The organism is Sulfurimonas sp., from assembly GCF_018698455.1.
In the GTDB taxonomy this organism is placed as follows: domain Bacteria; phylum Campylobacterota; class Campylobacteria; order Campylobacterales; family Sulfurimonadaceae; genus Sulfurimonas.
Map to the genome: position 1 here is coordinate 74,165 of NZ_JABIOQ010000072.1, position 23,087 is coordinate 97,251.

Genomic DNA, 23,087 nt, shown 5'->3' on the forward strand with positions numbered 1-23,087 from the left:
AGATTTCTAAGCATATCTAGATAATAAGAGCTGAGTCTCTCTCACTCATTTCTCCATCAGGTGTTTTTAGAGTGAGTGCTAATTCGCAGTGTAGATATTGGGCTGTAGACAAGCAGTTTTCTTTGTCACTAAAGGCAGCTTTTTTTGCAGCAATGATGATGTTTTTTAAGAGAGAGTCTAGTGAATTGTTTGTACTAAAAGAGTGCTTGCATTCACCCTTTATATATACCTGTACAGTTACTTCGATTTTTTCATTAAGTAAGGGATGTTCGAGGAGAAGAGCTTTAGAATCTATTTTATTTTCAGCCTGTATGACTTCTTCTATGGAATCACGAGCGAGTTGAAGTAGAACTGATCTAGCCATTATTGGCTCACAGTTTTTTGTTTAAAAATATGAATGACTTTGATGACTATCATAACACTGATGACTTGAAACAGTGCCGCTAAGATGAATGCAAAGTAATGTAGTTTATCTATTGAGTCCGCTGTAAATGCGAGAGTAGCCATTGCTATAAGAAGTGTTAGCGGCATAGAGTGAGAAAGCCCCATAAGAATAGCTCCCCTCACCCCCAACTCTTGTATAAAAACTAAAGATGCGATGATACGCATTATAATCATAACAGCGGTGATAGTAAGAGCTTTCTCAATGAGTCCAGTCATAAATAGTGCATCAAGGTTAAAAGAACTCCCAATGTGAATGAAAAATATAGGAATTAAAAATCCAAAACCATAAGAGGCAAGTTTTTCTGGAAGTTCATGCTTGTGTTCAAAAAATGTAGGGATAAATATTCCAGCTAAAAAGGCACCAAAAGCTAGCTCTAGGTGGAGATAAAGCATAGCCCCTATGAGAAGAAAAAAGATTCCCATACTTAATCGTATATCTTGTTCTTTGTTGTCTTCATGAGGCATCAGTATGGTTGAGAGAACTGGGTACCACCAAAAAAGGAGCTGCATCGCGCGAAAGAGTAAGAACATAAAAACTAAAAACGCGATGAGTGCTAAAATAGTTTGAAAAAGTCCAATTCCTATGCCTGACTCGAGTGCCGCTGAGGTAATGGTAAGAATAACAATACTAGCGACTTCTCCAATCCCTCCAACAGTCATAGAAAGACTAAGCCAAGGGGTCTTTCCATACTCTTTTGAGAGGGTTGCGACAAGGCCAACGGAGATAAGTGGTAGAAGCACCATAAATATTTTACCAAGCTGAAAGTGTATGGAAAATATAATGGAAAAACTATAAAGAAATATTAGGTAAATAACAACTTTTTTTATAATTGTTGAGGAGGTTTGTAGAACATTTTTGAGATTAATCTCAGTACCTGCAATAAACATAAGATACAAAAATCCCAGTTCGGCAATGATGTCAAAAAGGTGTTCTGAATGAATAAATCCAGCATATCCAAGCACAGAACCAAGAATGATTTCTATAGGTGTTGTAGGAAGTTTTAAAAATTTCGCAAAAAATGGAGAAAATATAATAATGAGCGATATTGTCGTAATAAGTGCGATATTATCATTCATATTTTATTTCTCCTATTGTACTTTTTTTGCTACTTCTAAGTCTAAATCTTTTAACATATCTAAATCTTTACTCATTAGTCTACCTGAAGTGGTAAGATAGTTGCCAATAACTATAGAATTTGCACCATGACTAAAAATCTCATTTTGACGTTCCCCAAACATAAGCTCACGTCCACCCGCAACCATAATTCTTTCTGCGTTTGGAAGTGTGTTTCGAGTTAGTTGTATGAGTTCTAGGCCTTCTTCTATACTAAGAGAATTTGGGGTAAGGTCAAGAGCTTCATTGTGGTGATAAAAGTTTATAGGAACAGAAGTTGGGTTAAGCGAAACAAGAGATGCTAACATGCTTTCTCTATCCGCTTGTGTTTCACCAAGACCAAAAATACCACCACTTATAAGAACTAAACCTGACTTGTTAACATTTTGACATGTCTCGTAGCGTTCACTCCAAGGGTGTGTTGTACAGATCTCGGAGTAAAAAGCTTCACTTGTCTCAAGGTTGTGATTATATGCTTTTATACCCGCTGCTTTAAGAGTAAGGAGTTGTTCGAGTGAAGCTGTTCCGTTACACGCTATTAAACGCAGGTTTGGTGCTACTTCTAAAACTGCCTTAGCTACAGTGCAAACGAACTCTAAACTTTTAGGAGTTAAACCCTTAGTTGCAGTAACTAAACAAAAACCTAAGGCACCGTTATCTCGTGCAGTAATTGCTTCTTCTTGAATGAGTTTTATATCTTTTTGTTTGTATCTATCTATGTCTGCTTTATAACGGACACTCTGAGAACAGAACTTACAATCTTCCTTACATGTTCCACTATTTATATTACAAATTGAGCATAAAAATATTTTTTCATCCATTATAAATTCCTTTTATATAAAAATTCTTCTTTTAAGAGAAACTCTTTTTTTGGTTTTCTGACAAAGTAAGAAACCTTAAGCTCTTTTTTACTTACTTCAAGCATTACACATTCTGAAAGAGGTTTATTTCTTGCACAAGCTTCACCTGGATTTAAAAAGAGGGTATCTCCTGTAAATTCACTATGAAATTCATGCGTATGACCTGAAATAACTACATCAGCATCAGGAGCCATATAAAAAGGCAGGTGCATAAGTTTAAACTTTGTTTTAGCATACTTGAAGTAGTAAGGCTCTTGTACAAGGTTGTAGTCATTATGATACTGGGCAAGATGCGCATCGTTGTTCCCGTAGACTGCAACATACTGTTTACCGCAGTTTTTAAGAAGTTCTAGTACTTCATACTCGACTATGTCTCCAGCATGAACTATAAATTCGGCACCATTGTCTATGAGTAGGTCCAAGGCTCGCGAAGCCTTTTTGACTTTAGAGTGAGTGTCTGAGAGTATTCCTAGTTTCATATTATTCTGCTGGCTTTTCTTCTGTTACTACTGCCGGTGTTTCTTCTTCTCTAGGAGTACGAGCCTTACATTTTACACACTCATATACTTCTTTATTTCTGTATGTACGAGGGGCTAAAACACCTTTACAGCCTTTTTCTTTACACTTGATAGTTGTAGGTTCAAACTTTGAGATGAACTTACAATCAGGGTAGTTGTTACAACCCCAAAAAGGCCCACGACGAGAGTTTTTAAGACTTATAGATCCACCACAGTCTGGACATGGCGTTTCACTGTTTTGCTCTTCAACATTAATACTTTTTGTGTTTTTACAATCAGGGTAATCACTACATGCTAAAAACTGACCATTACGACCATTTTTAACTACCATATCTTTCCCACATTTGTCACATTTCTCTTCGCTTAACTCTTTTTTCTCTTCTACCTTGTTTCCCTCTTCATCGCACTGTTCAGTGTACTTACACTTAGGAAAACCACTACAAGCTATGAAGTTTCCAAAACGTCCACTTCGTAGTAGAAGTTCTGACTCTCCGCATTTTGGACAAGTTATTCCAAGAGGTTTCGCTAGTTTGAGACTTACTATGTTTTCTTTTCCTTCTTCTACTTGTTTCATAAAAGGAGTATAGAAGTCAGCGAGAAGTTTCTGCCAGTCTTCATTACCTTCACTTACTTCATCGAGTTTTTCTTCCATGTTTGCTGTAAAAGAGATATCTACTATGTTTGCAAAGTGTTTTTCTAGTATTTCTGTAACAGTAAACGCCATCTCAGTAGGAATGATCTGTTTCTTCTCTATAGTCACATAAGTACGACTACTTAAAGTTGCAACTGTTGGTGCATATGTAGATGGACGACCAACACCTTCAGACTCTAGTTTTTTGATAAGACTTGCTTCAGAGTAACGAGCAGGTGGTTCTGTAAAGTGTTGTTCTGGTTTTATACTTTGTATCTCAGCCTTGTCGCCTTTAGTAAGCACTGGAAGAAGTTTATCTTTATCTTCAGCTCCAGTTACCGCGTAAAAACCATCAAAAATAAGCTTTCTACCACTTGCGCGGTACTCATTTTCTTCACCAGTAAAGATGATACTTTGTTGTTCGAACTGTGCGTCTTCCATCTGACAAGCCATAAAACGCTCATATATAAGACGGTAAAGTTTAATCTCATCAGCTTTGAGGAAGCTCTGTGCTACTTCTGGAGTAAAAGAAAGCATAGTTGGACGGATAGCCTCGTGAGCTTCTTGAGCACCCTTAGACTTTTTGTTATAAACTTTTGGTTCTTGGGGTAAGTATTTCTTACCAAATCTACTTTCAATGATACCACGAACAGCTATTACAGCTTCGCCAGCAAGGTTAAGTGAATCCGTTCTCATGTAAGTTATAACACCTGAAGTTCCATCTGGTGTTTTTACACCCTCATACAAAGACTGTGCAACCATCATCGTTTTCTTAGGAGTAAAGCCTAGTTTAGATGAAGCTGTCTGCTGAAGAGTAGAAGTCATAAATGGTGGAGGAGTAGAAGACTTTCTCTGTTTCGTTTCTATTTTACTTATAATATAGTTGTCAGCAGATGCACTTGAAGTGATAGCTTCAGCCTGTGCTTTGTTTTCTATAGACATCTTAGTAATTTTCTCGCCCTTATGCAAGATGAGTGCAGCTTCTATGTCTTTTGTAAACGCAGTGTCAATAGTCCAAAACTCAACAGGAATAAAAGCTTTGATCTCGCGTTCACGTTCTACTACGAGTTTTAGAGTAGATGACTGAACACGACCACCTGAAAGACCCTTTTGGATTTTAGATGCTAGTAGAGGTGAGAGTTTATAGCCCACAACACGGTCAAGCATACGACGAGCTTGCTGTGCATTTACCATGTCCATATCTAGTGTACGAGCAGATTCAAGAGCATGCTTGATAGCAGTTTTTGTTATCTCATGAAAGACTATACGAGGAAGCTCTGCAGGGTCTTTTTTAATAGCATGGGCAATATGCCATCCAATAGCTTCACCCTCGCGGTCCTCATCGGTCGCGATATAGATGATCTCTGCTTTTTTTGCTAAAGCCTTAATCTCTTTGACGATAGCTGCGTTTTCTTTTGCTACGGAGTAAGTAGGGACAAGTTGAGAAGTCTCTTCATCAAGTGTGATTCCAAAACGCGACTTAGGTAAATCACGAATATGACCTTTAGAAGCGATAACTTCATAGCCCTTGCCCAAAAAGTTCTTTATAGTCTTAGCTTTAGCTGGTGACTCGACAATTATTAAATCCAAAATAGTTTTCCTATATAAGTAGTATAGTTGTTTTAAGTTCGAAAGTGTATCAAAAAAAGATTAAATAAAATATATCACGAGCATTCTAGGCGAGCAGATAACTCTTTTTTAACTTTAGAAAAACTTTCTTTTTTTAGTGATGCAATAAATCTTGATCCCATGAGTAAGCTTGCATCAACGGCAGTCAATTTTGGAACTATAAGTACAGACTCCTTTTTTATACTTCCATCCAGGATGTCATCGGCTTTTATGATGATGCCATCTCTTTTGAGGTTACTAGTAAGTGGCAAAACTAAATAGTCACTCTTATCTATGGCCTTATAAACTAAAATAGGTCTAGCTTTGACTTTTGTAAAGTCAGAGTAGGGCATAGAGATAAAATAGATATGACCTACCATTTACAATAGTCCTCATCTTCATCATCAAAGTTATTATTAGAGAGACCGATGACTATTTTTGAAAAGTTATCTATTTCATTATCTGACCAAAATACCCATTCATCATTTGTACTATTTATTTTTATATATTTTTCATAGTCCATTACTACTACATATGGTTTATCTCTGAATTTTGCTTAATCTCTGTTGCGGATATAATATGCATAAATAATCCTTTCGTCTGCTTAGGCTATTATAACTCTATTGAAGATAATAAGCCAAATTTAAAAGAATTTGCAAATTTACTAAAGTAATTTTTTGTAGTGCCGATTCTATTAACATCTAAAAGGCAAGGAAGCCGGAAAGATTAAAAATTAACCAGAGCGAAAGGCTCTACCCAAAAAGGATTTATTATGGGATTTAGAATTAACACAAACGTCGGTGCTATGAATGCACATATGAATGCTACAAGAAATAATGTTGGACTTGATAAAAGTCTTAACTCACTTTCTTCAGGTTTAAGAATCAATAAAGCTGCTGATGATTCAGCTGGTCTTGCAATTGCTAACAAACTTTCTTCTCAGTCACAAGGTCTTGGCCAAGCGATTAAGAATTCTAATGATGGTATCGGTCTTCTTCAGACTGCTGATGGAGCCTTAGAAGAGTTTGGAAACATCCTTCAAAGAGTTCGTGTATTGGCTACACAAGCAACAAATGATACTCAAGATACTGATTCACGTGGATTTATTTCTCAAGAAATCACATCATTGATGGAAGCAGCAGATGATATTGTATCAACTACAAAATTTAATGGTATTAACTTATTAGATGCTAGTGGGGGTACTGGAGGTTCAGGTACCTTTACTTTCCATACAGGTGCATATGCTGGTGAATCACAAAGTGTGCAAATTGCTACAGCAACTGTAACAAATTTAGTTGGTGCTTCGACAACATTTGAGGTAACTACTTTAACAAAGGCTGAAGTTACTATTAGTACTATGGATGCAGGTATCAAAGCTGTTGATGGCTTACGTGCAACAATAGGTGCTGCTCAAAATAAACTTGAATCAACTGTTAGAAATATTTCTGTATCTCAAGTAAATATAGCTGCAGCTGAATCAAATATTAGAGATGTTGATTTTGCAGCAGAGAGTGCAAACTTTGCAAAACATAATATCTTAGCTCAGTCTGGATCTTATGCGATGAGTCAAGCTAACTCTGTTCAACAAAATGTAATGCGTCTACTTCAGTAGATTCATTACGAGGTTGCTTAGGCACTATATTTTTTATCATAAGAGGGGTTAAAGCCTTTCTTGTGATTTACAACCTTTTTTCAATAAAACTCTCAAAAGCTCCTTCATAAATATTTACGATATCGAATAATGCATTTTGGATAAATATATCCATGTCTCTAAGATGTTTTTTTTCATTTTTAATACCCTCTGTATTGAAGAAATCAAAAACTATTGGAAGAATATATTTAAAAAAGCTATCGTACACAGAAGCCAAATTTGATGATTCTCTGTCAAACCGTTCTATAATTTTCAACTCTAGTGCTAGCAAGTTGTAGAGGTATTTATTAGTATCAGAATACTTTACATTTTTTTTGTACTTTAGAAGATACTTTTTGATTGTTTTGGAATGCTTTAGTCTCTCTTTTATTGATACTTCATCTTCTTTACTTAAATCTTTAAAAGAATGAGAGCTTAAGAGCTTTTCAATGTCAAAGTGCAAATCTTTTTTGTTTATTTCTTTAAAGTTATTAAAATCTAAACTTTCTATTTTTGTAGGAATCGTTAACCTTAGTTTTGCCCCATCGTTGAGATTGTAGATATGCTGTTCTTTCGTTTTATAATTATTAATAAGGTTAAATATAGCCTGAACTGAAAGATAAAATAGAGATGAGGTGTATACGGTATCTGTGAAATTTCCCGGAATTGGAAAAATATTTACACGAAGACCCATCGTTTGAGAAATACTTTCTTTGTTGTCAAGATTAACAACTGTCTTTGTTACATGGTCCTTGGAATGTGTTGCTCCAGTTTCTTGATCAAATGCTAGGTCTAAACCTAGCAGAAAAAGTTCTTTTGTATTTAGTAGCAAAGATAATGCAAGAGTTAAGGACCCTATACATGAGCCTTGAAGATTCCCGGAGTCTTTGAAATAAGAAGTTCCTTCTTCATAAAAAAATATATTTTGTTTTTGAAAGTTGATTTTCAAATTTGTTGGTGTGAATGGACCAAAAATTGCGATAGTATCCTGGAGGAACTCTTTAGCATTAAAGCCTTCAAATAAGCTATATGAAGCATTAAAACCATCAATATGTGTGACAATATCTGGTCGAATATTGTGTTTATGTAAGATTTTTAGAGAAGAAGCAACAGCAATAATAATAAACTTGCCCTGATTTTTCTGTACCAGTGCTATATTTTTTAATAATGATGGACCAGAAGCTAATAAAAGTACGGGTTTCTCAAAAAAAAGTTTATCTTCTAAGTGCTTAGAAACATTTAGGTTATTATATCCATCATTGATATGCTCTAAGGGCCGAATAAATTTCGATAAAGAAGCATTATATCCAAAGACTGCAAAGTCGTTTGAAGAGAGTGCATTTTGAATGAGTTTAATTTTGCTTGTATCATGTGCCGGGAAATGTGTATATTTGAGAAATCTATTCAGGTGGAAGGTATGCTCCAGAAAAACTCGAAATTTATTTGTAAAAATATTTTCATTATCATTTATAGAAAAGTAGATATTAGAATTCTTCGAAATTTTAGCATAGTCTGTAGTAAATAATGAAAGACGAAATAACTCAATATCATCTTCAATGATGAAGTATTGATGGGCATTTAACTTCTCATGTGTTAGCTCTATATGCATGCCTAATCCTACCCCAATGAAAATGTACTTTTCGATTTTCTTCATAGTTTCTAAATTTAAATGGTGAACATTATCAATATAGTATTCCATAATAGGTAAAACACCTTTGATTGTATTATTCATTTCACTTATATTTTCTCTATGTTGATTTGTAATATAATAAAGTGGGAATCCCTCAAAACAAGAAGTACTTTTAGAATTATTTATTCTATCTGTTAATTGTTTAGAAATATTGCTACTATTACCTGCATAAAGATAGCGATTTGTGTGTAACTCTTTGACATCAAAATATTCTTCGAGATAATCCAAGGCATAAGTTGTAGTGCTTATGGAACTTACTATTTTATGTATATCTGGATGTGAATCTAGAAGATAACTCATGTTTTTTTCATATGTGTGAAGGGCTTTTTCTTCAATACTTTTCATTTACTTTCCTCGTGTTTTAGGCTTTCTTGTACTGTTTGAGTATAAAAGTCAATTATCTCAATCAAGTGAGATGATAACAGTATATTAAAGTGTGAAATATTACTAGATAAATATTCATTTGTGTTAAAAAAGTTGAAAATATAGCTCATTACATAACGTAAATATGTATTTAATACATTGTTGAGCTCAGAGGAAGTTGTTTCATATGTACTAATACGCTCATAGAGCTTAGAGATATCATCTAAGTATAGTTGATGTGATACATAGTTTGTTGAGGCAATTTGAGATATATTATCTTTGTATAATTTATAAATAGCTAATTTCTTCTTAAGTGTAAGAATTTCTTCTTTTGTGAAGTTCTCCTGAATGTTTTTATTAAGGGCACTTGTGAGTTGGGATATGTTAGGGGATGATTCTTTTATAGAAATATTGCTAGCAGCAGGTACATCTTGTAGCATCGCACCATCTGATAGATTATAGATTTCAGTGTCCCCTTTAAATAGTCGTGTTGAATTATTGATTGTGTATATTGAAGTAAAAAAGTGAGGAGTAGTCAAAACTTTTTTTGAAAGGTTCCCCTCTACTTCTAGTAATGATTCTTTAAACTTGAGTATACTTAAATCATTCGAAGCCTTTTGTACTTGCAGTTTTTTATGTTCGTGAAACGAGGAATGTGTTTGTCCTGTACTCATGTAAATGCTAAGGTCTAGACCAAGAAGGTAGAGTGTATCAACTTGAAGTAACAAAAGTAATTGGTAACTAATAGAACCAACACAGGGAGCAGTTGGCTTGAGAGAGTTTTTTGTATAGTTGGTACCATTCTCAAACATAAATACTTGTTCTTTTTGAAATAGATTTATGACTTCAGGGTGAGTTCTATCAGAAAATAAACAAATTGAGTCTTTAAAGTAGTTAATATCTTTTATTTGTTCAAAATAGCGCATTGCAATTTGTTGGGCATCTAGTTGAGTTATAATATCAACATGTATATTTTCACTTTCCAAGTATGGCAGTGTAACCGAAACGGCTACAATGAAAAACTTATGATGGTTTTGTTTGAGCCAATGTATGTTTTTTTGTAATGAGGGACCAGCAGCAAGTAATAAAAAAGGTTTATTTTTCAAGTTATTTGTTGATAACGAACCACCTTTTTTTAGCATTTTATAATTTTTGGAAATGTATTCTAGTGGCTGAAGTACTTGGTTGAGCAAGTCATTGTAAAAAAATGAAAGATGTGATTGCAACAAGGTTGCTAAGTGAAACTGTTCTTTTTTATGATTTTCATGGTTTAGCATGTGAAAAAACTTGATATAGTGGTTAAAGTAAGGTTTATAGTTTAAAAATTGTTCAGCTACAAGTAGAAACTCATCTCTTTCATCAAATACAGAAAAGAATAATTGAGCATTTTGTGATAAGTTTTTGTAGTTCGTTGTCATTGCAGATAATCTGAATAGTTCTAGATTGTCTTCAATAATTAGATAAGACTTAGAAAGTATTTTACTATTAATAGTACTGATATGTGTACCAAGTCCTGTACCAAAGAAAATAAATTTTTCAATTTTTTTTAAAGATATTTCTTTTTTAGAAATATTTTGTGCATAATTCATAATTGGAGCATGTCCATACATTGCATGACTAAAAGGTTCTATTTTTGTTATTATATCTAAGTCGCTATCTGAGATACTATGTTTATGAAAAGTCTCAAATGTGTCTTCATCCACATTAAAGTTGATACTTTGTGCTGCACATTGTGCATACTCCATTTCTTTTCCCTGATAGAGAGTAGACTCGCTATTTTCTTCATAAACATCAAAAGAAGAGTTTTTATAGCTCAATGTATATTGTTGAGTGTGATATCCCTTATCAATTGCTACTTCAAATTCAGTTAATTTTTGAAACACTTTAGGGTGATGCACTTCAAAGTAGTTCATGTTGTCTTCAAAGTTTTTTGCAATTATTGTGTTTATATCTATTTCCATTGGTGTTATCCCTAGGTGTTTATTTTTTTGTATAGTCTAAGCTGAGAATGAAAATCATCTTCCATTTTCAATCCAAAAATTGCTTCATCTGTTGTAACAAGGCGATAGTTTGAAAGGTATTCATCATAGTTTATACCTTTAATAGGGTCTTTTACACCATATAAAAAATCTTTATCTTGTTTTCTTTTTCCCTCTTTTATATTCCTAAGTAAGATATATTTTGGAGAGAGCCTATCTACGTGCTTGCAGTAGTTCTTTACGACTTCAGGTTCCATCTCTTGAAAGGAGATGAAGTTAACAAACAAGTCAATACTTCCCTGTAATTTTGGTGTGAACCATGATGGAATATTGAGTGCTTTATAATTTACCTTTAAGCTTTGAATATCAATCGTATCTAGATCTTTTAACTCCTCAAATGTTGCAATATTTGACTCCCCAAATATTTCTTTAAGATAATAACTAGATACATGGACAACAGGTGGAATGTCCGCATTTATATAAAAACAATCGTTACGTGAATCTCCGAGTAGTATCTCTCCTAAAGTTCCGTAACCTCCACCTATCTCAAATACAGTTTTAATTTCTTCTGTGTCTAAATGCTTCTTTAAGAAAGATAAGCCAAGAAGATAATTTAAAAATGATCTTGAAAATTTTCTACCATCAAATTCAAACTGTTCAAGTGGAGTACCAATATTGCTCTCAGAAACTTTGTCGGTGTACGGAGGGGAGTCTATATTCCCAGCATTTAGTACTCTATAATCTGCAAATGCTTGCACTTTCCCTGTAATTGTATTAGTGAGTTTTATCTTAGATTTAATGTCATCAGTTGTTTTCTCTAAAAGATTCTGCACTGGTTCAAATTTTGATTTGTTTTTGAGATAATAAGGAAAAGCATATGTTGGTGCAAACATACTTAAAGATGAATCAAATGCTCTAAAGTATTTTATATCTTTAGCATTAAGTTCATCACTAATAATTTTAGATGCTTCTTGCCAGAATGTAGTTGGTTTGTAAAGAGATGACTGTTTACTCATCTCTTTTAAAAGTTCCTGTAGTTGTTGTGTTTGTTGCATATAATTACTCCTTATCTGTCATTTGTAGTCTGTTTGCAAACTTTATGTCATGTTTTGCAGTCTTACCAAGAAAGTCATTTAAATATTTTGGATGAAGACCATGACCAGGTCTAACACTTCGTATGTTTTCCTCAGTAAAAACCTCACCCTTTTTTATATCTTTGGCAACATAAAGACTTCTTGCAAATTGTCTATTTTGTTTCTTTTTTTCATCAACACTATAGTCAACTTTACCAAGTAGTTTTTCAGTATCTCTAATAGCTTGTATCATCTGTGAAACCTCTTCTTTATCCAAAGAAAAAGCAGCATCAGGACCACCGAGAGATTTGTCTAGTATAAAATGCTTTTCTATCACTTTAGCACCTAGTGCCGCAGCAACAACTGGTGCAGTAACTCCAAGAGTATGGTCAGAAAAACCACTTATAACCCCGAAGGTTTGAGCTAGGTTCGGGATGCTTAAAAGATTGGCATCTTCAAGTGCTGCAGGATAGGCACTTGTACATTTTAAAAGTATGATATTGTTATTCCCTACTTTTTTGCATATAGCAACAGCATCTTGTATTTCGTCTATAGTTGCAATACCTGTCGATATGATGATAGGTTTCATTTTAGATGCAGTATATCGGATAAGTTCATAGTCTGTAATTTCAAAAGATGCTATTTTATAAGCCGAAGGGTTAAGCTGTTCAAGAAAATCAACAGCTGATTTATCAAAAGGGGAAGAAAAAATATCTATTCCAATTTTTTTAGCATATTCAAAAAGATCTTTATGCCACTCCCAAGAGAGAGCGGCCTCTTTGTATAAATCATAAAGTTTTTTATCATCCCAGAGTGTGCCGCCTTTAATAATAAAATCCTCTTTGTCGCTGTTGAGTGTTAGTGTATCGGCTGTATAGGTTTGAAGTTTGATTGCATTGGCCCCAATCTCGTGGGCTGCTTTTATAGTTTCTTTTGCTATAGAGATTTCTCCACCATGATTTGCACTTAGTTCAGCAATAATATATACACCATCATTTTCTAAATCAAACTTGCTAATCTTCATTTTTTAGCTCCATGTATATTAGTTCTCTTGTTTCTAAGTTTTTTCTACTTTTCTCTTGAAAGCTGTGTCGTTTATAGAGCATAATCGCTTGTGTATTATCTGAAAATACTTCAGCACCAATTATAGCTAACTTGAGGGTATCAAAGGCATACTCGCTAATGATATTTAAAAGAATATCCCCTACATTATGGGTTTGAGGATTTTTGTAAAGACCAAGCATGCAACCCTTACCTTTAATCTGAGTAAAGTCAATAACACCAATATAATTATTTTCATATTTTACTAAAAAGTAAAGTTTATCATCTCTATTGTTAAGTGATGAAACAAAGTCTAAGTGTGACTTTAGAGAGATATCTAAAGGGTTTAACATAAATTTCTGAACACTCTTTGTATTCCTCCAGTTATGTGTCATTTCTAGCTCTTGTTTAGAAAGTTGAGTAAAGTTGAGAAGTTGAGTATTCTTCATTAAAGCTGCTTTAATGTCTTTTTTAGTAGACGAGTGAGTTTTTTATAGTTGATTTTTTTAATTGTTGCATAGTGTTTTAATTTAAGAAATGTATATAGGTCTTCTTGATTATCGGCTGTTTTTACAAGCATAAAAGGAAGTTGCAAAAAGTAAGCTTCATTAGCTGTTACACTAGGTGTTATGATTCCAAAATCACTTTTTCTCATTAGTCGTGCAACACTAGATGAGTTAACGTGTAGCTTAATGTTTTTTTTATTTTTAGTATAGTTTTTAAGTCTTTGAAGATTTGCATTTGCATATGTTGTAAGTAAATTAACTTTTAAGTTTTTAAACTTTTGGAGAACTTCTAAAATTTTAATATTTATATTACTATGATCTGATCCACCTATAGACAGAAAAATAGTTTTTTTCTTGTTTTGTTTATAGAGTTTTTTCTTCTCTTTAATGAACTCATCTCTTAGCAGGGTATATTTACTGCCTGCTCTCACTTCGCAATATTTTGGTACTAAACCATTGTACCTCTTTTTATCTCCACTAATATTATGGTTTAAGAGTATATCGCAATAATGTTTTTTATAAGTATCATCAAGACTGAAAATCTTTAATGATGAGTTTTTAAGTTTTAAGTTTTTTTCATAGCTGTAATTAATTCCATAATGGTCTATAACTATCATATCAATATTTAATTTGACAATGAGTTTATGAAGTTCTTTGATATCATTTGATTTTAAGATTTTTATCTTGTATCCAGCTTCTAAAATCTTATAATTTATGTTACCGACTAAATTTTGAACAGCGAAAGTAATAGTTGCATTTTGATACTGACTAGCTAAAACTAAATCGCGCATTATATGACCAGTACCGAGAGTTGAAGAAGAGTCTGCTCTAAAAAGTATATTTTTAATTTCTGACATTTTTAATCTTTTTTGTTATGATAATCAACTGTCTTACCTCTGTTGGCTAATCTTCCTTCGAAGAGATAAATCTCATAAAGTTTTTCAGCTCTGTTCCAATCTTCTAAGGTGTCTATATCTTGAACTAAATGTCTAGGTAAAATTATAGGAATAGAATCTTTTGAAAATATAATTTCAGAACTCTGTATATTTATGTTTTCCCAGTAAAACTGTCCTGCATCTTGATATGCTTCTTCTAGATCTTGGCTTCTTGTCATATAATGTTCTGGTGTAAACATTTGGCATCTTCCACTATGTGTAAGTTTAAATGTTCTCTGTATAGGGAAAGGCATACTTGTTGCACTAAAAGAGTGTCGCGCATTACTATTTTTGAGTGTGTTGAAGCCTTCGATAAGGTATTTCACTTGCAACAAAGGAGCGGTTGCATATAGTGTACATATATAGTCAAATTTCTCTCCTTGGTCTTGGAGATATTTTACTGTGTGTAGTATAACTTCGCCTGTCCCTGTAAAATCATCAGAAAGCTCACTAGGTCTAATGAAGGGTACTTCTGCTCCACACTCTCTAGCTATTTTTGCAACTTCATCGTCATCTGTTGAGACTATAACCTTATTAAAAAGTTCAGATTTAAGGGCCACTTCAATACTATAAGCTATAAGTGGTTTTCCAAAAAAATCTTTTATATTTTTTCGTGGTATTCGCTTACTCCCGCCACGAGCTGGAATTATCGCAATGGCATTTTTTGTCATTAGACTAGAACTTCTAAAAGAGTATCTGCAACATATACCGCATCATTAAGGGTCATGTTGTGATGGCAAGGTATGGAGATTTCACCCTTGTAAAATTCTTCAGCTACAGGTAGAAAAGTTTTTCCAAATTTTTCTATGTAAAAAGAGTTTTGATAGATAGGTTTATAATGAACTTGAACACCGAGTTCTCTCTTTTGTAGCTCTTGGAAAATAGCCTCTTTTTTAGAGCGAAGTTTCGAGTTTAAAATGATAGGGTAGAGATGTCTTGCACTACGGTGTGTTTGTTTTACTTCAAAAGTGAGAAAGGAGTTCTGATCTTTAAATCTTTTATCATAATATGCAGCTATTTCATTTCTAATATTTATAAATTTGTCAAGTTTTTTGAGTTGGGAAATACCAAGTGCCGCAGCGACTTCTGTTAAACGATAATTATATCCCATGCTTATCATATCTGAGTTCCATAGCTCTTTTTTCACTATACCATGTGAACGAAAAAGACGAAGTTTAGTGGCATACTCTTTATTGTCTGTTAGAATAGCACCACCTTCACTTGTTGTAATAGGTTTTATAGCATGAAAGCTAAGCAGAGTCATATCTGATAATGAACCGATTTTTTTGCCATTTATGGATGACCCTAGAGCATGTGCAGCATCTTCTATAACAAGCAAGTTATGCTTTCTTGCTAGGAGGTGAATCTTTTGTAGCTCTACAGGATTTCCTGAAAAATGAACAGGAACAATAGCCTTTGTTTTAGGTGTTATGAGTGATTCTATTTTTTCTGCATCGATATTGCCATTAAGCGTGACATCACACCAAACAGGGACAGCATCTAAGTCAACGAACATATTTGAAGTGGTTACAAAACTAATGGGAGTAGTAATCACTTCATCACCTTTTGTGATGCCACTAACACTATAGGCACCCGCAAGTGCAGAAGTTGCGGAATTAAAACAGACAGCATACATTGCCCCAGTATAGTCGCACAGCGATTGTTCAAACTCTGCAACCTTTGGACCCTGTGCGAGAAAATTACCTTCTAAAACCTTAACAACTGCAGCAATATCATCTTCCTCTATCAGTTGTGTCGAGTAACTTAAGTTAGACATTTATTTTCTTCATCTTTTGTCTCTTGAACTTTTCTTCGTAGATCTTCGCGAGAGAGCCAGAGGTCATTGTCTCTTGAGTTATACTCAAAACCAACTCCGACACTCTCCCCTTTTTCTCCAATACTATTGGTTGAGTAGTCAATAGGCGAAGAAAAAGTTATACTTGGCTTTATAACAAAGTGATCGTAAAATTCTAGTGTAATATGGGAGTCATCAACAGGACACATAAGCTCATGAAGTTTCTCTCCTGGACGGATTCCTATCACTTCTTGTTTCATGTTTGGTGCTATTGCATAGGCTAGTTCAGTCATCTTCATAGATGGAATTTTTGGAACAAATATTTCCCCACCCTGCATACGTTTAAAATTTTTAAGTACGAAATCGACACCATCTTGGAGGGTAATCCAAAATCTTGTCATATTTGGTTCAGTGATAGGTAAAGCTGTAGCACCCCCTGCAATAAGTTTTTCAAAGAAAGGTATTACGGAACCACGAGAACCTAGAACATTTCCATACCTTACTACTGAGAATTTTATCTCATGTGAACCGGTAAGGTTGTTTGCAGCAACAAATAGCTTGTCTGATACTAGTTTAGATGCACCATATAAGTTTGCTGGAGATGCAGCTTTATCTGTTGAGAGTGCAATAGTATATTTTACTTCATTTGCAATACATGCATCAATGACATTTTGAGCACCCATAACATTTGTCTTTATACATTCCATAGGATTATACTCAGCTATTGGAACATGTTTTAGTGCAGCAGCATGAACAACATAGTCCACCCCAACCATCGCCTTTTGTAAACGCGGTAAGTCTCTAATGTCACCAATAAAGTATCTCATACAAGAGTCATTAAATTTTTGTGCCATTTCAAACTGTTTTAATTCATCTCTTGAATATATTATAATCTTATTTGGTTTATAGTTTTTTAGAATTGTACGAACAAACTGCTTTCCGAAACTACCTGTTCCACCTGTGATAAGTATATTTTTATTTGTTAACATATAATAATTCCATTTTTTTTAATCTAAAAGCAATAATAGTACCATAGTAGTTGAGTTAACATTAAATGTTTTTGATGAATAGCCGATTTATATTTTATAGTAGATATTATTATTTGAAGGATTTATTATGGGTATCAGTTCTCTAGGTGTTGGCTCAAGTATACTAACACAAGATGTATTAGATCAGTTAAGAGAGGCTGATGAGGCTGGACAGATAGAGCCAATTACATTGGATATTGCAAATGAGAATGACAAAAAAGATGCGATGGATGTTATAGATGCATCTATGACAAATTTTATTGATATCATCAATGATGTTAAAAGTCAGTCACTTTATGATGAGCGTGTGACAGAAGTGAGTGGTACAGCGGCTGAAGTAATAGCCGCCGCAAATACGGATATTCAGGATTTTACTTTAAGTGTTAATGTTTTAGCAACTAAGCAAATAGAAGAGTCGGGTGCATTTGCTTCTGAAGACATATTGGTCGCAACTGCTGCGGGTACAATGGAGTTGAATGTTGATGGTGAAGCATTCAGTATAGCTTATGACACAACCACTACTCTAAAAGACTTGAAAGCATTAATTAACGAAGAAGCAGGTGATAAGGTAGATGCAACTATAGTTCAGATAAATAGTGGAGAGTTTCGTCTTTTTATCAGTTCTGTAGATACGGGTACAAACCAAGATATAACTCTTGCTGATACAAGTGGATTCTTATCAGATGATGGTGGGACAACTGCAGGTGGAGTAAATCTAACTACCGCTATGACAGCCATACAGTCTGGAGTAGATGCTGAATTTACATTTAATGGTCAAGCTATTTCAAGAAGTAGTAACAGAGTAGAGGACTTAATTTCTGGTCTAGACATTACACTCAAAGAGACCGGGACATCAGTTGTTAGTGTATCCCAAAACCGTGATAATATTATGACGAAACTAGACTCTTTTGTTGAGAAGTACAACTCATCTATTGCTGAACTAGATAGGATGACCAAACCGAGTGCTGATTCGGACAAAGGAATTTTCTCATCAGAGAGCACTATAAAGAACATGAAAAGAGCTATTGAAAGTATGTTTGGTAGTGTTGGAGGGGGTGTTGGGAGAATGGCTGATTTTGGATTTGATGTAGATAGAGATGGAAGAATGACCCTCGATAAAGATGTTCTCAATAGTACTATGGATGATAATTCTAAAAATATAGAAGCATTTTTCTCAGGTGGAACATTTACAAATAGTGATGCAAGTACTACGGAAGTGGATGGGGTGTTCACAGAAATGTCGGCAATTGTAGAGGGATACACAGAGTACAATGCTACTCTTAATCAATTTAGTACTTCAATAGTGGATCGTATCTCAGATTTAGAAGATAGAAAAATAACAGCTACTGAGCGCTTAGATGCAAGATATGAAATACTTAAAAAACAATTTGCTGCATATGACCTAATGATAAATAAATATAATTCTGCATCATCAATGTTCTCTGAGATAGTAGCAGCGGATAATAATAATAATAATTAGTAAAGTTGTAAATTTTGACTTGATTTTAGAGTAAATGGCTAAACAATATATTGAAGATGCCGATGTAATTAGTAAATAAAATTATAATTAAGAGACATGAAAAGGATTTCAAATGTATGGTAATAATGCACATAGTATTTATACTCAAAACGATGCTGGTGTGGAATCACCCACTAAGCTTATAGAGATGTTATATGAGGGGGTACTTCGTTTTAATGCTCAGGCAAAAAAAGCTGTCAAAGATAGCGATGTTGAGAAAAGAGTTTATTGGCTCAACCGTTCTGTTGCAGTCATTACTGAATTAATATCTACTCTTGATATGAAAGAAGGCAATATTTCTGAGTACCTTGAGGGTCTATATAACTACGAAATACACCTTTTAGCAGAAGCAGGAAATAAAAATAGTTTTGCAGAGATTGATGAATGTAGCAATGTTTTCAAAACTCTTTTGGAGGCATGGAGAGAAAGTACGGATGTGGCTTAAGCAGCTTACTATAGCCATAGTTGAGAGAAACATTGATAAAGTAAATGAGTTGATGGATAATCTTCCTCAACTTGAAAAAAAAGAAGACTTAGATCAGGCAGTGTGTCTTTTAAAAGAAGCAACTACTTTAGTTCAAGGCTTTAAAGATGATACCCAAGTATCGATGATACAAATGAAAAAAAATATCAAATTTTTAGAAGCTACTCAACTGAAAGCACCACGGCGTTTAGATATAAAACTATAAACTACTTTTTCTTTATGCCAAACTTCAAACTTCTTATAGTGTAGTCAGTTACAACGGCACCTTTTCTCATGGTTAGTATATGCTCAACTGCATCTGCAATGTCTGAACATAAAAGTTTTTCATCTTCTCTCTCACTTGTGGCAAAACGCAACTCATCGTAAAAGTTTGACTCAGTCATGTCAGGGTTTATGTTTGTGACAGAGAGTCCACTTTTTCTAGTCTCTTCAAAGAGTGAACTAGAGAATGACTTCAGACCAGCTTTTGTAGCACTATAAACACCGGCAAATTTACTAGCACGAAGTGCTTCAATGGAGTTGATATTAATGAGATAACCATCATTGTTTTTCATATCTCGAAGAAGAGCATTTGTGAGAAGCATAGGTGCCGTAAGGTTTAAGAATGTCATAGTTGTTATTGTCTGAGCACTTAGTTCTTCGTGCGGCTCAAAACGACCAAAACCAGCTGCATTTATAAGGATGGAGATATTTTCTTGCCCCAGTTTTTTACACAGTACTAAGGTCTCTTTCTCATCTGATAAATCAGCTTGAATAGCTTGAAAATTACCATTATCAAAAAAGTCTATGTTTATGGACCTACTTACACCTATGACACTGTATCCGAGACTTAGTAGTCTATGGCTTATTTCTTTACCTATTCCACTACTTGCACCGGTAATGACTACATTTTTATGACTATGCATTTCGTACTCCTAGTATTAAATTTTAGCTATACTACTTTTATGAAAAATATTTATATAACTGATTTAGACCATACACTACTGTATGATGATTTATCCATAAGTGATTATACTAAAAATATATGGAACTCTTATGAAAATGAAGCGATTTTGAGTGTTGCTACTGCGAGAACCTACAAAAAAACAATGCAGTTTTTAAATGGTTTTAGCGTAAACGCACCGATGATACTTTTAGATGGGGCACTCGTTGTAACACAAGATAAAAAGATAATCGATACAAAGTTTATGAGTAAAGAGGTTTCGGATGAAATCATCTTTTTAGGAGCTAAACTTTGTATTTACCCTTTTATAATAGCGCTTGATGATGGAGGTTTTAACGAGCTGTTTCTTCACTCAGACATTTTAAACAAAGACCAAGTAGAAGTGCTTACCCGTTATACAAAAGATGACAACTTGATAGAAAAAAAGAACATTCAAGCAATGGAGAAAAACTTTAAACTTGTCTATATGGGTGAAGAGCAAAAACTCAGAGAATTAGCAAAAAATTTAGAATCTACCTTTAGCGATACTCTCAAATACATTCTTGCTCCAGAAGCTTATACTGGATGCTATTTTTTAACCATCTTACATAAAAACGCAGACAAAGCTCATGGCATAACAACCATAAGTGAGTATATGGGCTTTGACTTACAAAAGCTTACAGTCTTTGGAGATAACTTTAATGATGTAGGAATGTTTGATTTAGCTGGAATCTCTGTCGCTGTAGCAAATGCACAAGTTGGTGTGAAAGAACTAGCTGACATCGTACTTCCTCATACAAATCACGAAGATGCGGTAGCAAAGTATTTAGAAGGATTAAGAAAATGATAATTATTGGAATAATGTTTTTTATATTTGGTTTTGTGACTTGGCTTAACGGTTCTTTGATTCCGTTTTTAAAAGTTATCTGTGACTTGAGTGACTTTCAGGCACTGTTTGTAACCTTCGCGTTTTATATAGCTTATACGGTTATGGCATTTCCAATGGCGGCACTGTTAGAGAAAACTGGGTATAAAAAAGGGATGAGTATCGGGCTTTTAGTGATGGCTATTGGGAGTCTATTGTTTATTCCTGCGGCATTAAACGCGGAGTACATACTTTTTTTAGTCGCACTGTTTACATTAGGAACAGGACTTACTATTTTACAAACTGCTTCAAATCCTTACATCGTACTCATTGGTCCACAAGAGAGTGCTGCAATGCGAATAAGTATCATGGGACTTATAAACAAAAGTGCAGGGGTATTAGCTCCTCTTGTTTTTACTGCATATATCTTTTCAGGAATCGGTAGCATAGAAACTCTCGATGCTTTACAAATAGAAACTCTTGGAGAAAAACTTATACAGCCTTATATGTATATGGCTATTGCTTTAGTTTTTTTAGCTGTTTTTGTAAAGTTCTCGACTTTAAAAGAGATAGAGTATGAAGATGACGATGATTTTGATAATGGAACAGTTTTTGCCTTTCCTCGTGTCGTGTTAGGTGCTGTAGCACTCTTTTTCTATGTAGGTATAGAAGTTATAGCAGGAGATACTATTGGGCTATATGCACAAGGTTTAGGAGTTGTAAACGCGACGACTCTTACATCGTACACTATGGTCTTTATGGTTTTTGGTTATATCGTAGGAGTGACTTGCATACCAAAGTTTCTTTCTCAAGAAAAGGCACTTGTATTTTCCGCAGTAAGTGGGATCTTACTACTTTTAGGAGTCGCGTTTAGCTCAACAACATCTTCAGTTATAGCGGAGACTTTATGGGGATGGAGTGGGATTATGACACTGCCAGACAGTGTTACATTTGTAGCGCTACTAGGATTTGCAAATGCTCTTGTTTGGCCTACTATTTGGCCGCTTGCTCTTGAAGACTTAGGGAGACATACGGCTAAGGGAAGTGCCTTACTCATTATGGCAATTGCCGGTGGAGCATTGCTTCCTATCGCGTTTGGTAAGATTGCAGAGGTGAGCGGCAGCATGCAAGAAGCTTATCTTTATGGGATTGTTTGTTATCTGTTTATATTGGTTTATGCTCTTAAATGGCATAAAATGAAGACTTGGTAGATTTTAAGTGTACACTTTAAAAAAAAGAGAAAATGGATTTGAATACTTAGAACTTCAAAACAGTGTCGCACATGCAAAAATAGCACTACAAGGTGCGCATATATTTGAGTATAAACGAGAGAAAGAAGAAGATCTTTTATGGTTAAGTACTGAGAGTTTTTTTGAGAAAGGAAAAGCTATAAGAGGGGGAGTTCCCATCTGTTGGCCGCGTTTTGGAACACTTGATGAGAGTATGCCGGCACATGGATTTTCAAGAACTGCAATGTTTACTCTAGTTGAGGTTCTTGAGACTAAAGTAGATTTGACAGAAGTGAGATTTTTACTCACAGGTGATGAGCAAAGCCGTAAAATATGGAACCATAAGTTTGAACTTGAAGTGATTTTTAGTATTGGCGAGTCTTTAGAAATTGAGCTTAAAACAAAAAACTGTGAGAGTGAAGAGTTTATGATAACACAAGCACTCCATTCTTACTTTTGCGTTTCAGATATCAGTCATGTAAAAATCAAGAACCTAGATAAAAAACCTTATTTTGATGCTCTTTTAGGAAAAACTTTCTTTCAAAAAGGTGATGTAACATTTGAAAAAGAAGTTGATAGAGTCTACCAAGAAGTAGATACTATAGTAGTTTTAGAAGATAAGAAAAGAGTAGTGCATGTACAAAACAGTGGTTCATCTTCTGTGGTTGTTTGGAATCCATGGTGCGAGAAAGCTACAAGACTCGCTGGAATGCGAGATGTAGATTATAAAGAGTTTGTGTGCATTGAGTCTGCAAATGCTTTTGATGACTTTAGAGTCATAAAAGCAGGGGAGACTCATTCTCTTAAAGTAAGTCTAAGTACATCGTCTAAAACTGTGTTATAGTTTTATAAA

24 protein-coding genes are annotated in these 23,087 nt (G+C 34.4%); 7 read left to right on the forward strand and 17 right to left on the reverse strand.

Features of this window, described 5'->3' with window-relative positions; all coding sequences use genetic code 11:
* Nucleotides 1-16 precede the first annotated feature (16 nt).
* The 7 genes from HOG88_RS10850 to HOG88_RS10880 all read right to left on the reverse strand — a co-directional run bounded on the left by HOG88_RS10850 (nucleotide 17) and on the right by HOG88_RS10880 (nucleotide 5,698).
* Complete coding sequence (locus tag HOG88_RS10850; protein ID WP_295006050.1) at nucleotides 17-364, reverse strand: AMMECR1 domain-containing protein; 348 nt, start codon at nucleotides 362-364, stop codon at nucleotides 17-19.
* The gene (locus tag HOG88_RS10855; protein ID WP_295006052.1) at nucleotides 364-1,521 is read right to left on the reverse strand and encodes a cation:proton antiporter; all 1,158 of its coding nucleotides are present in this window, start codon (nucleotides 1,519-1,521) and stop codon (nucleotides 364-366) included. The genes HOG88_RS10850 and HOG88_RS10855 overlap by 1 nt, the downstream gene beginning before the upstream one ends.
* A 12-nt stretch (nucleotides 1,522-1,533) precedes the next feature.
* On the reverse strand, nucleotides 1,534-2,379 hold the full coding sequence (locus tag HOG88_RS10860) for a biotin synthase (RefSeq protein WP_295006053.1): 846 nt from the start codon (nucleotides 2,377-2,379) through the stop codon (nucleotides 1,534-1,536).
* Nucleotides 2,379-2,897, reverse strand: a complete 519-nt coding sequence (locus HOG88_RS10865; protein ID WP_295006054.1) for a metallophosphoesterase — start codon at nucleotides 2,895-2,897, stop codon at nucleotides 2,379-2,381. Before HOG88_RS10865 ends, HOG88_RS10860 begins: the two co-directional genes overlap by 1 nt.
* Before the next feature lies 1 nt (nucleotide 2,898).
* Complete coding sequence (topA, locus tag HOG88_RS10870; protein ID WP_295006056.1) at nucleotides 2,899-5,157, reverse strand: type I DNA topoisomerase; 2,259 nt, start codon at nucleotides 5,155-5,157, stop codon at nucleotides 2,899-2,901.
* A 74-nt stretch (nucleotides 5,158-5,231) separates the two neighbouring features.
* Nucleotides 5,232-5,555: a hypothetical protein gene (locus tag HOG88_RS10875; protein WP_295006058.1), complete on the reverse strand. Its 324-nt coding sequence runs from the start codon at nucleotides 5,553-5,555 to the stop codon at nucleotides 5,232-5,234.
* Entirely contained in the window at nucleotides 5,549-5,698 is a 150-nt protein-coding gene (locus HOG88_RS10880) for a hypothetical protein (protein ID WP_295006059.1), read from the reverse strand. Before HOG88_RS10880 ends, HOG88_RS10875 begins: the two co-directional genes overlap by 7 nt.
* Before the next feature lie 249 nt (nucleotides 5,699-5,947).
* Here HOG88_RS10880 and HOG88_RS10885 point away from each other — a divergent pair, with 249 nt between their 5' ends.
* A complete protein-coding gene (locus HOG88_RS10885) occupies nucleotides 5,948-6,787 on the forward strand; it encodes a flagellin (protein ID WP_295006061.1) in 840 nt (279 codons plus the stop codon).
* 67 nt (nucleotides 6,788-6,854) lie between these two features.
* Here HOG88_RS10885 and HOG88_RS10890 read toward each other — a convergent pair whose 3' ends face one another.
* From HOG88_RS10890 to pseB, 9 genes are read right to left on the reverse strand one after another with little or no spacing between them, the layout of a single operon-like run.
* Nucleotides 6,855-8,840: a 6-hydroxymethylpterin diphosphokinase MptE-like protein gene (locus HOG88_RS10890; protein WP_295006063.1), complete on the reverse strand. Its 1,986-nt coding sequence runs from the start codon at nucleotides 8,838-8,840 to the stop codon at nucleotides 6,855-6,857.
* Nucleotides 8,837-10,819, reverse strand: coding sequence for a 6-hydroxymethylpterin diphosphokinase MptE-like protein (locus HOG88_RS10895; RefSeq protein ID WP_295006065.1), 1,983 nt, complete (start codon nucleotides 10,817-10,819; stop codon nucleotides 8,837-8,839). Before HOG88_RS10895 ends, HOG88_RS10890 begins: the two co-directional genes overlap by 4 nt.
* An 11-nt stretch (nucleotides 10,820-10,830) precedes the next feature.
* Entirely contained in the window at nucleotides 10,831-11,892 is a 1,062-nt protein-coding gene (locus HOG88_RS10900; RefSeq protein ID WP_295006067.1) for a putative sugar O-methyltransferase, read from the reverse strand.
* Between the two features lie 4 nt (nucleotides 11,893-11,896).
* The gene (pseI, locus tag HOG88_RS10905) at nucleotides 11,897-12,934 is read right to left on the reverse strand and encodes a pseudaminic acid synthase (RefSeq protein ID WP_295006069.1); all 1,038 of its coding nucleotides are present in this window, start codon (nucleotides 12,932-12,934) and stop codon (nucleotides 11,897-11,899) included.
* Nucleotides 12,924-13,400, reverse strand: coding sequence for a UDP-4-amino-4,6-dideoxy-N-acetyl-beta-L-altrosamine N-acetyltransferase (gene pseH / locus HOG88_RS10910; protein WP_295006071.1), 477 nt, complete (start codon nucleotides 13,398-13,400; stop codon nucleotides 12,924-12,926). Before pseH ends, pseI begins: the two co-directional genes overlap by 11 nt.
* Complete coding sequence (pseG, locus tag HOG88_RS10915; protein WP_295006072.1) at nucleotides 13,400-14,314, reverse strand: UDP-2,4-diacetamido-2,4,6-trideoxy-beta-L-altropyranose hydrolase; 915 nt, start codon at nucleotides 14,312-14,314, stop codon at nucleotides 13,400-13,402. The genes pseH and pseG overlap by 1 nt, the downstream gene beginning before the upstream one ends.
* A gap of 2 nt (nucleotides 14,315-14,316) precedes the next feature.
* A complete protein-coding gene (gene pseF / locus HOG88_RS10920) occupies nucleotides 14,317-15,063 on the reverse strand; it encodes a pseudaminic acid cytidylyltransferase (RefSeq protein WP_295006074.1) in 747 nt (248 codons plus the stop codon).
* On the reverse strand, nucleotides 15,063-16,169 hold the full coding sequence (gene pseC, locus HOG88_RS10925) for a UDP-4-amino-4,6-dideoxy-N-acetyl-beta-L-altrosamine transaminase (protein WP_295006076.1): 1,107 nt from the start codon (nucleotides 16,167-16,169) through the stop codon (nucleotides 15,063-15,065). Before pseC ends, pseF begins: the two co-directional genes overlap by 1 nt.
* On the reverse strand, nucleotides 16,157-17,176 hold the full coding sequence (pseB, locus tag HOG88_RS10930; protein ID WP_295006078.1) for a UDP-N-acetylglucosamine 4,6-dehydratase (inverting): 1,020 nt from the start codon (nucleotides 17,174-17,176) through the stop codon (nucleotides 16,157-16,159). The genes pseC and pseB overlap by 13 nt, the downstream gene beginning before the upstream one ends.
* Nucleotides 17,177-17,303: 127 nt before the next feature.
* On the opposite strand from pseB, the gene fliD reads away from it, so the two are divergent.
* The 3 genes from fliD to HOG88_RS10945 all read left to right on the forward strand — a co-directional run bounded on the left by fliD (nucleotide 17,304) and on the right by HOG88_RS10945 (nucleotide 19,423).
* Nucleotides 17,304-18,695: a flagellar filament capping protein FliD gene (fliD, locus tag HOG88_RS10935; protein ID WP_295006080.1), complete on the forward strand. Its 1,392-nt coding sequence runs from the start codon at nucleotides 17,304-17,306 to the stop codon at nucleotides 18,693-18,695.
* A gap of 112 nt (nucleotides 18,696-18,807) precedes the next feature.
* Nucleotides 18,808-19,179 carry a flagellar export chaperone FliS gene (gene fliS, locus HOG88_RS10940; protein WP_295006082.1) on the forward strand — a complete coding sequence of 124 codons (372 nt, stop codon included), beginning with the start codon at nucleotides 18,808-18,810 and terminating at the stop codon, nucleotides 19,177-19,179.
* On the forward strand, nucleotides 19,169-19,423 hold the full coding sequence (locus HOG88_RS10945; RefSeq protein WP_295006084.1) for a hypothetical protein: 255 nt from the start codon (nucleotides 19,169-19,171) through the stop codon (nucleotides 19,421-19,423). Before fliS ends, HOG88_RS10945 begins: the two co-directional genes overlap by 11 nt.
* Nucleotide 19,424: 1 nt before the next feature.
* Here the strand turns inward: HOG88_RS10945 and HOG88_RS10950 are convergent, their stop codons facing one another.
* The gene (locus HOG88_RS10950) at nucleotides 19,425-20,123 is read right to left on the reverse strand and encodes an SDR family oxidoreductase (RefSeq protein ID WP_295006086.1); all 699 of its coding nucleotides are present in this window, start codon (nucleotides 20,121-20,123) and stop codon (nucleotides 19,425-19,427) included.
* Between the two features lie 39 nt (nucleotides 20,124-20,162).
* Here HOG88_RS10950 and HOG88_RS10955 point away from each other — a divergent pair, with 39 nt between their 5' ends.
* Genes HOG88_RS10955 through HOG88_RS10965 form a run of 3 tightly spaced genes read left to right on the forward strand, consistent with a single transcriptional unit; the run spans nucleotide 20,163 to nucleotide 23,078 of the window.
* The gene (locus HOG88_RS10955) at nucleotides 20,163-20,987 is read left to right on the forward strand and encodes an HAD-IIB family hydrolase (RefSeq protein ID WP_295006087.1); all 825 of its coding nucleotides are present in this window, start codon (nucleotides 20,163-20,165) and stop codon (nucleotides 20,985-20,987) included.
* Nucleotides 20,984-22,216 carry a sugar MFS transporter gene (locus HOG88_RS10960; protein WP_295006090.1) on the forward strand — a complete coding sequence of 411 codons (1,233 nt, stop codon included), beginning with the start codon at nucleotides 20,984-20,986 and terminating at the stop codon, nucleotides 22,214-22,216. Before HOG88_RS10955 ends, HOG88_RS10960 begins: the two co-directional genes overlap by 4 nt.
* A gap of 7 nt (nucleotides 22,217-22,223) precedes the next feature.
* Nucleotides 22,224-23,078 (forward strand): D-hexose-6-phosphate mutarotase, encoded by an 855-nt coding sequence (locus tag HOG88_RS10965; protein WP_295006092.1) that lies wholly within the window; start codon nucleotides 22,224-22,226, stop codon nucleotides 23,076-23,078.
* The last annotated feature ends 9 nt before the right edge of the window (nucleotides 23,079-23,087 follow it).

Bases quoted from the DNA above. Each gene is read 5' to 3' on its own strand.
- HOG88_RS10875 (WP_295006058.1), bottom strand. From the start codon at position 5,555: ATGGTAGGTCATATCTATTTTATCTCTATGCCCTACTCTGACTTTACA.
- HOG88_RS10880 (WP_295006059.1), bottom strand. From the start codon at position 5,698: ATGGACTATGAAAAATATATAAAAATAAATAGTACAAATGATGAATGG.
- pseC (WP_295006076.1), bottom strand. From the start codon at position 16,169: ATGTCTAACTTAAGTTACTCGACACAACTGATAGAGGAAGATGATATT.
- HOG88_RS10950 (WP_295006086.1), bottom strand. From the start codon at position 20,123: ATGCATAGTCATAAAAATGTAGTCATTACCGGTGCAAGTAGTGGAATA.
- HOG88_RS10955 (WP_295006087.1), top strand. From the start codon at position 20,163: ATGAAAAATATTTATATAACTGATTTAGACCATACACTACTGTATGAT.
- HOG88_RS10855 (WP_295006052.1), bottom strand. From the start codon at position 1,521: ATGAATGATAATATCGCACTTATTACGACAATATCGCTCATTATTATA.
- pseI (WP_295006069.1), bottom strand. From the start codon at position 12,934: ATGAAGATTAGCAAGTTTGATTTAGAAAATGATGGTGTATATATTATT.
- pseG (WP_295006072.1), bottom strand. From the start codon at position 14,314: ATGTCAGAAATTAAAAATATACTTTTTAGAGCAGACTCTTCTTCAACT.
- HOG88_RS10850 (WP_295006050.1), bottom strand. From the start codon at position 364: ATGGCTAGATCAGTTCTACTTCAACTCGCTCGTGATTCCATAGAAGAA.
- HOG88_RS10960 (WP_295006090.1), top strand. From the start codon at position 20,984: ATGATAATTATTGGAATAATGTTTTTTATATTTGGTTTTGTGACTTGG.
- HOG88_RS10865 (WP_295006054.1), bottom strand. From the start codon at position 2,897: ATGAAACTAGGAATACTCTCAGACACTCACTCTAAAGTCAAAAAGGCT.
- pseH (WP_295006071.1), bottom strand. From the start codon at position 13,400: ATGAAGAATACTCAACTTCTCAACTTTACTCAACTTTCTAAACAAGAG.
- HOG88_RS10945 (WP_295006084.1), top strand. From the start codon at position 19,169: ATGTGGCTTAAGCAGCTTACTATAGCCATAGTTGAGAGAAACATTGAT.
- pseF (WP_295006074.1), bottom strand. From the start codon at position 15,063: ATGACAAAAAATGCCATTGCGATAATTCCAGCTCGTGGCGGGAGTAAG.
- HOG88_RS10885 (WP_295006061.1), top strand. From the start codon at position 5,948: ATGGGATTTAGAATTAACACAAACGTCGGTGCTATGAATGCACATATG.
- HOG88_RS10900 (WP_295006067.1), bottom strand. From the start codon at position 11,892: ATGCAACAAACACAACAACTACAGGAACTTTTAAAAGAGATGAGTAAA.
- HOG88_RS10860 (WP_295006053.1), bottom strand. From the start codon at position 2,379: ATGGATGAAAAAATATTTTTATGCTCAATTTGTAATATAAATAGTGGA.
- pseB (WP_295006078.1), bottom strand. From the start codon at position 17,176: ATGTTAACAAATAAAAATATACTTATCACAGGTGGAACAGGTAGTTTC.
- HOG88_RS10890 (WP_295006063.1), bottom strand. From the start codon at position 8,840: ATGAAAAGTATTGAAGAAAAAGCCCTTCACACATATGAAAAAAACATG.
- fliD (WP_295006080.1), top strand. From the start codon at position 17,304: ATGGGTATCAGTTCTCTAGGTGTTGGCTCAAGTATACTAACACAAGAT.
- HOG88_RS10895 (WP_295006065.1), bottom strand. From the start codon at position 10,819: ATGGAAATAGATATAAACACAATAATTGCAAAAAACTTTGAAGACAAC.
- fliS (WP_295006082.1), top strand. From the start codon at position 18,808: ATGTATGGTAATAATGCACATAGTATTTATACTCAAAACGATGCTGGT.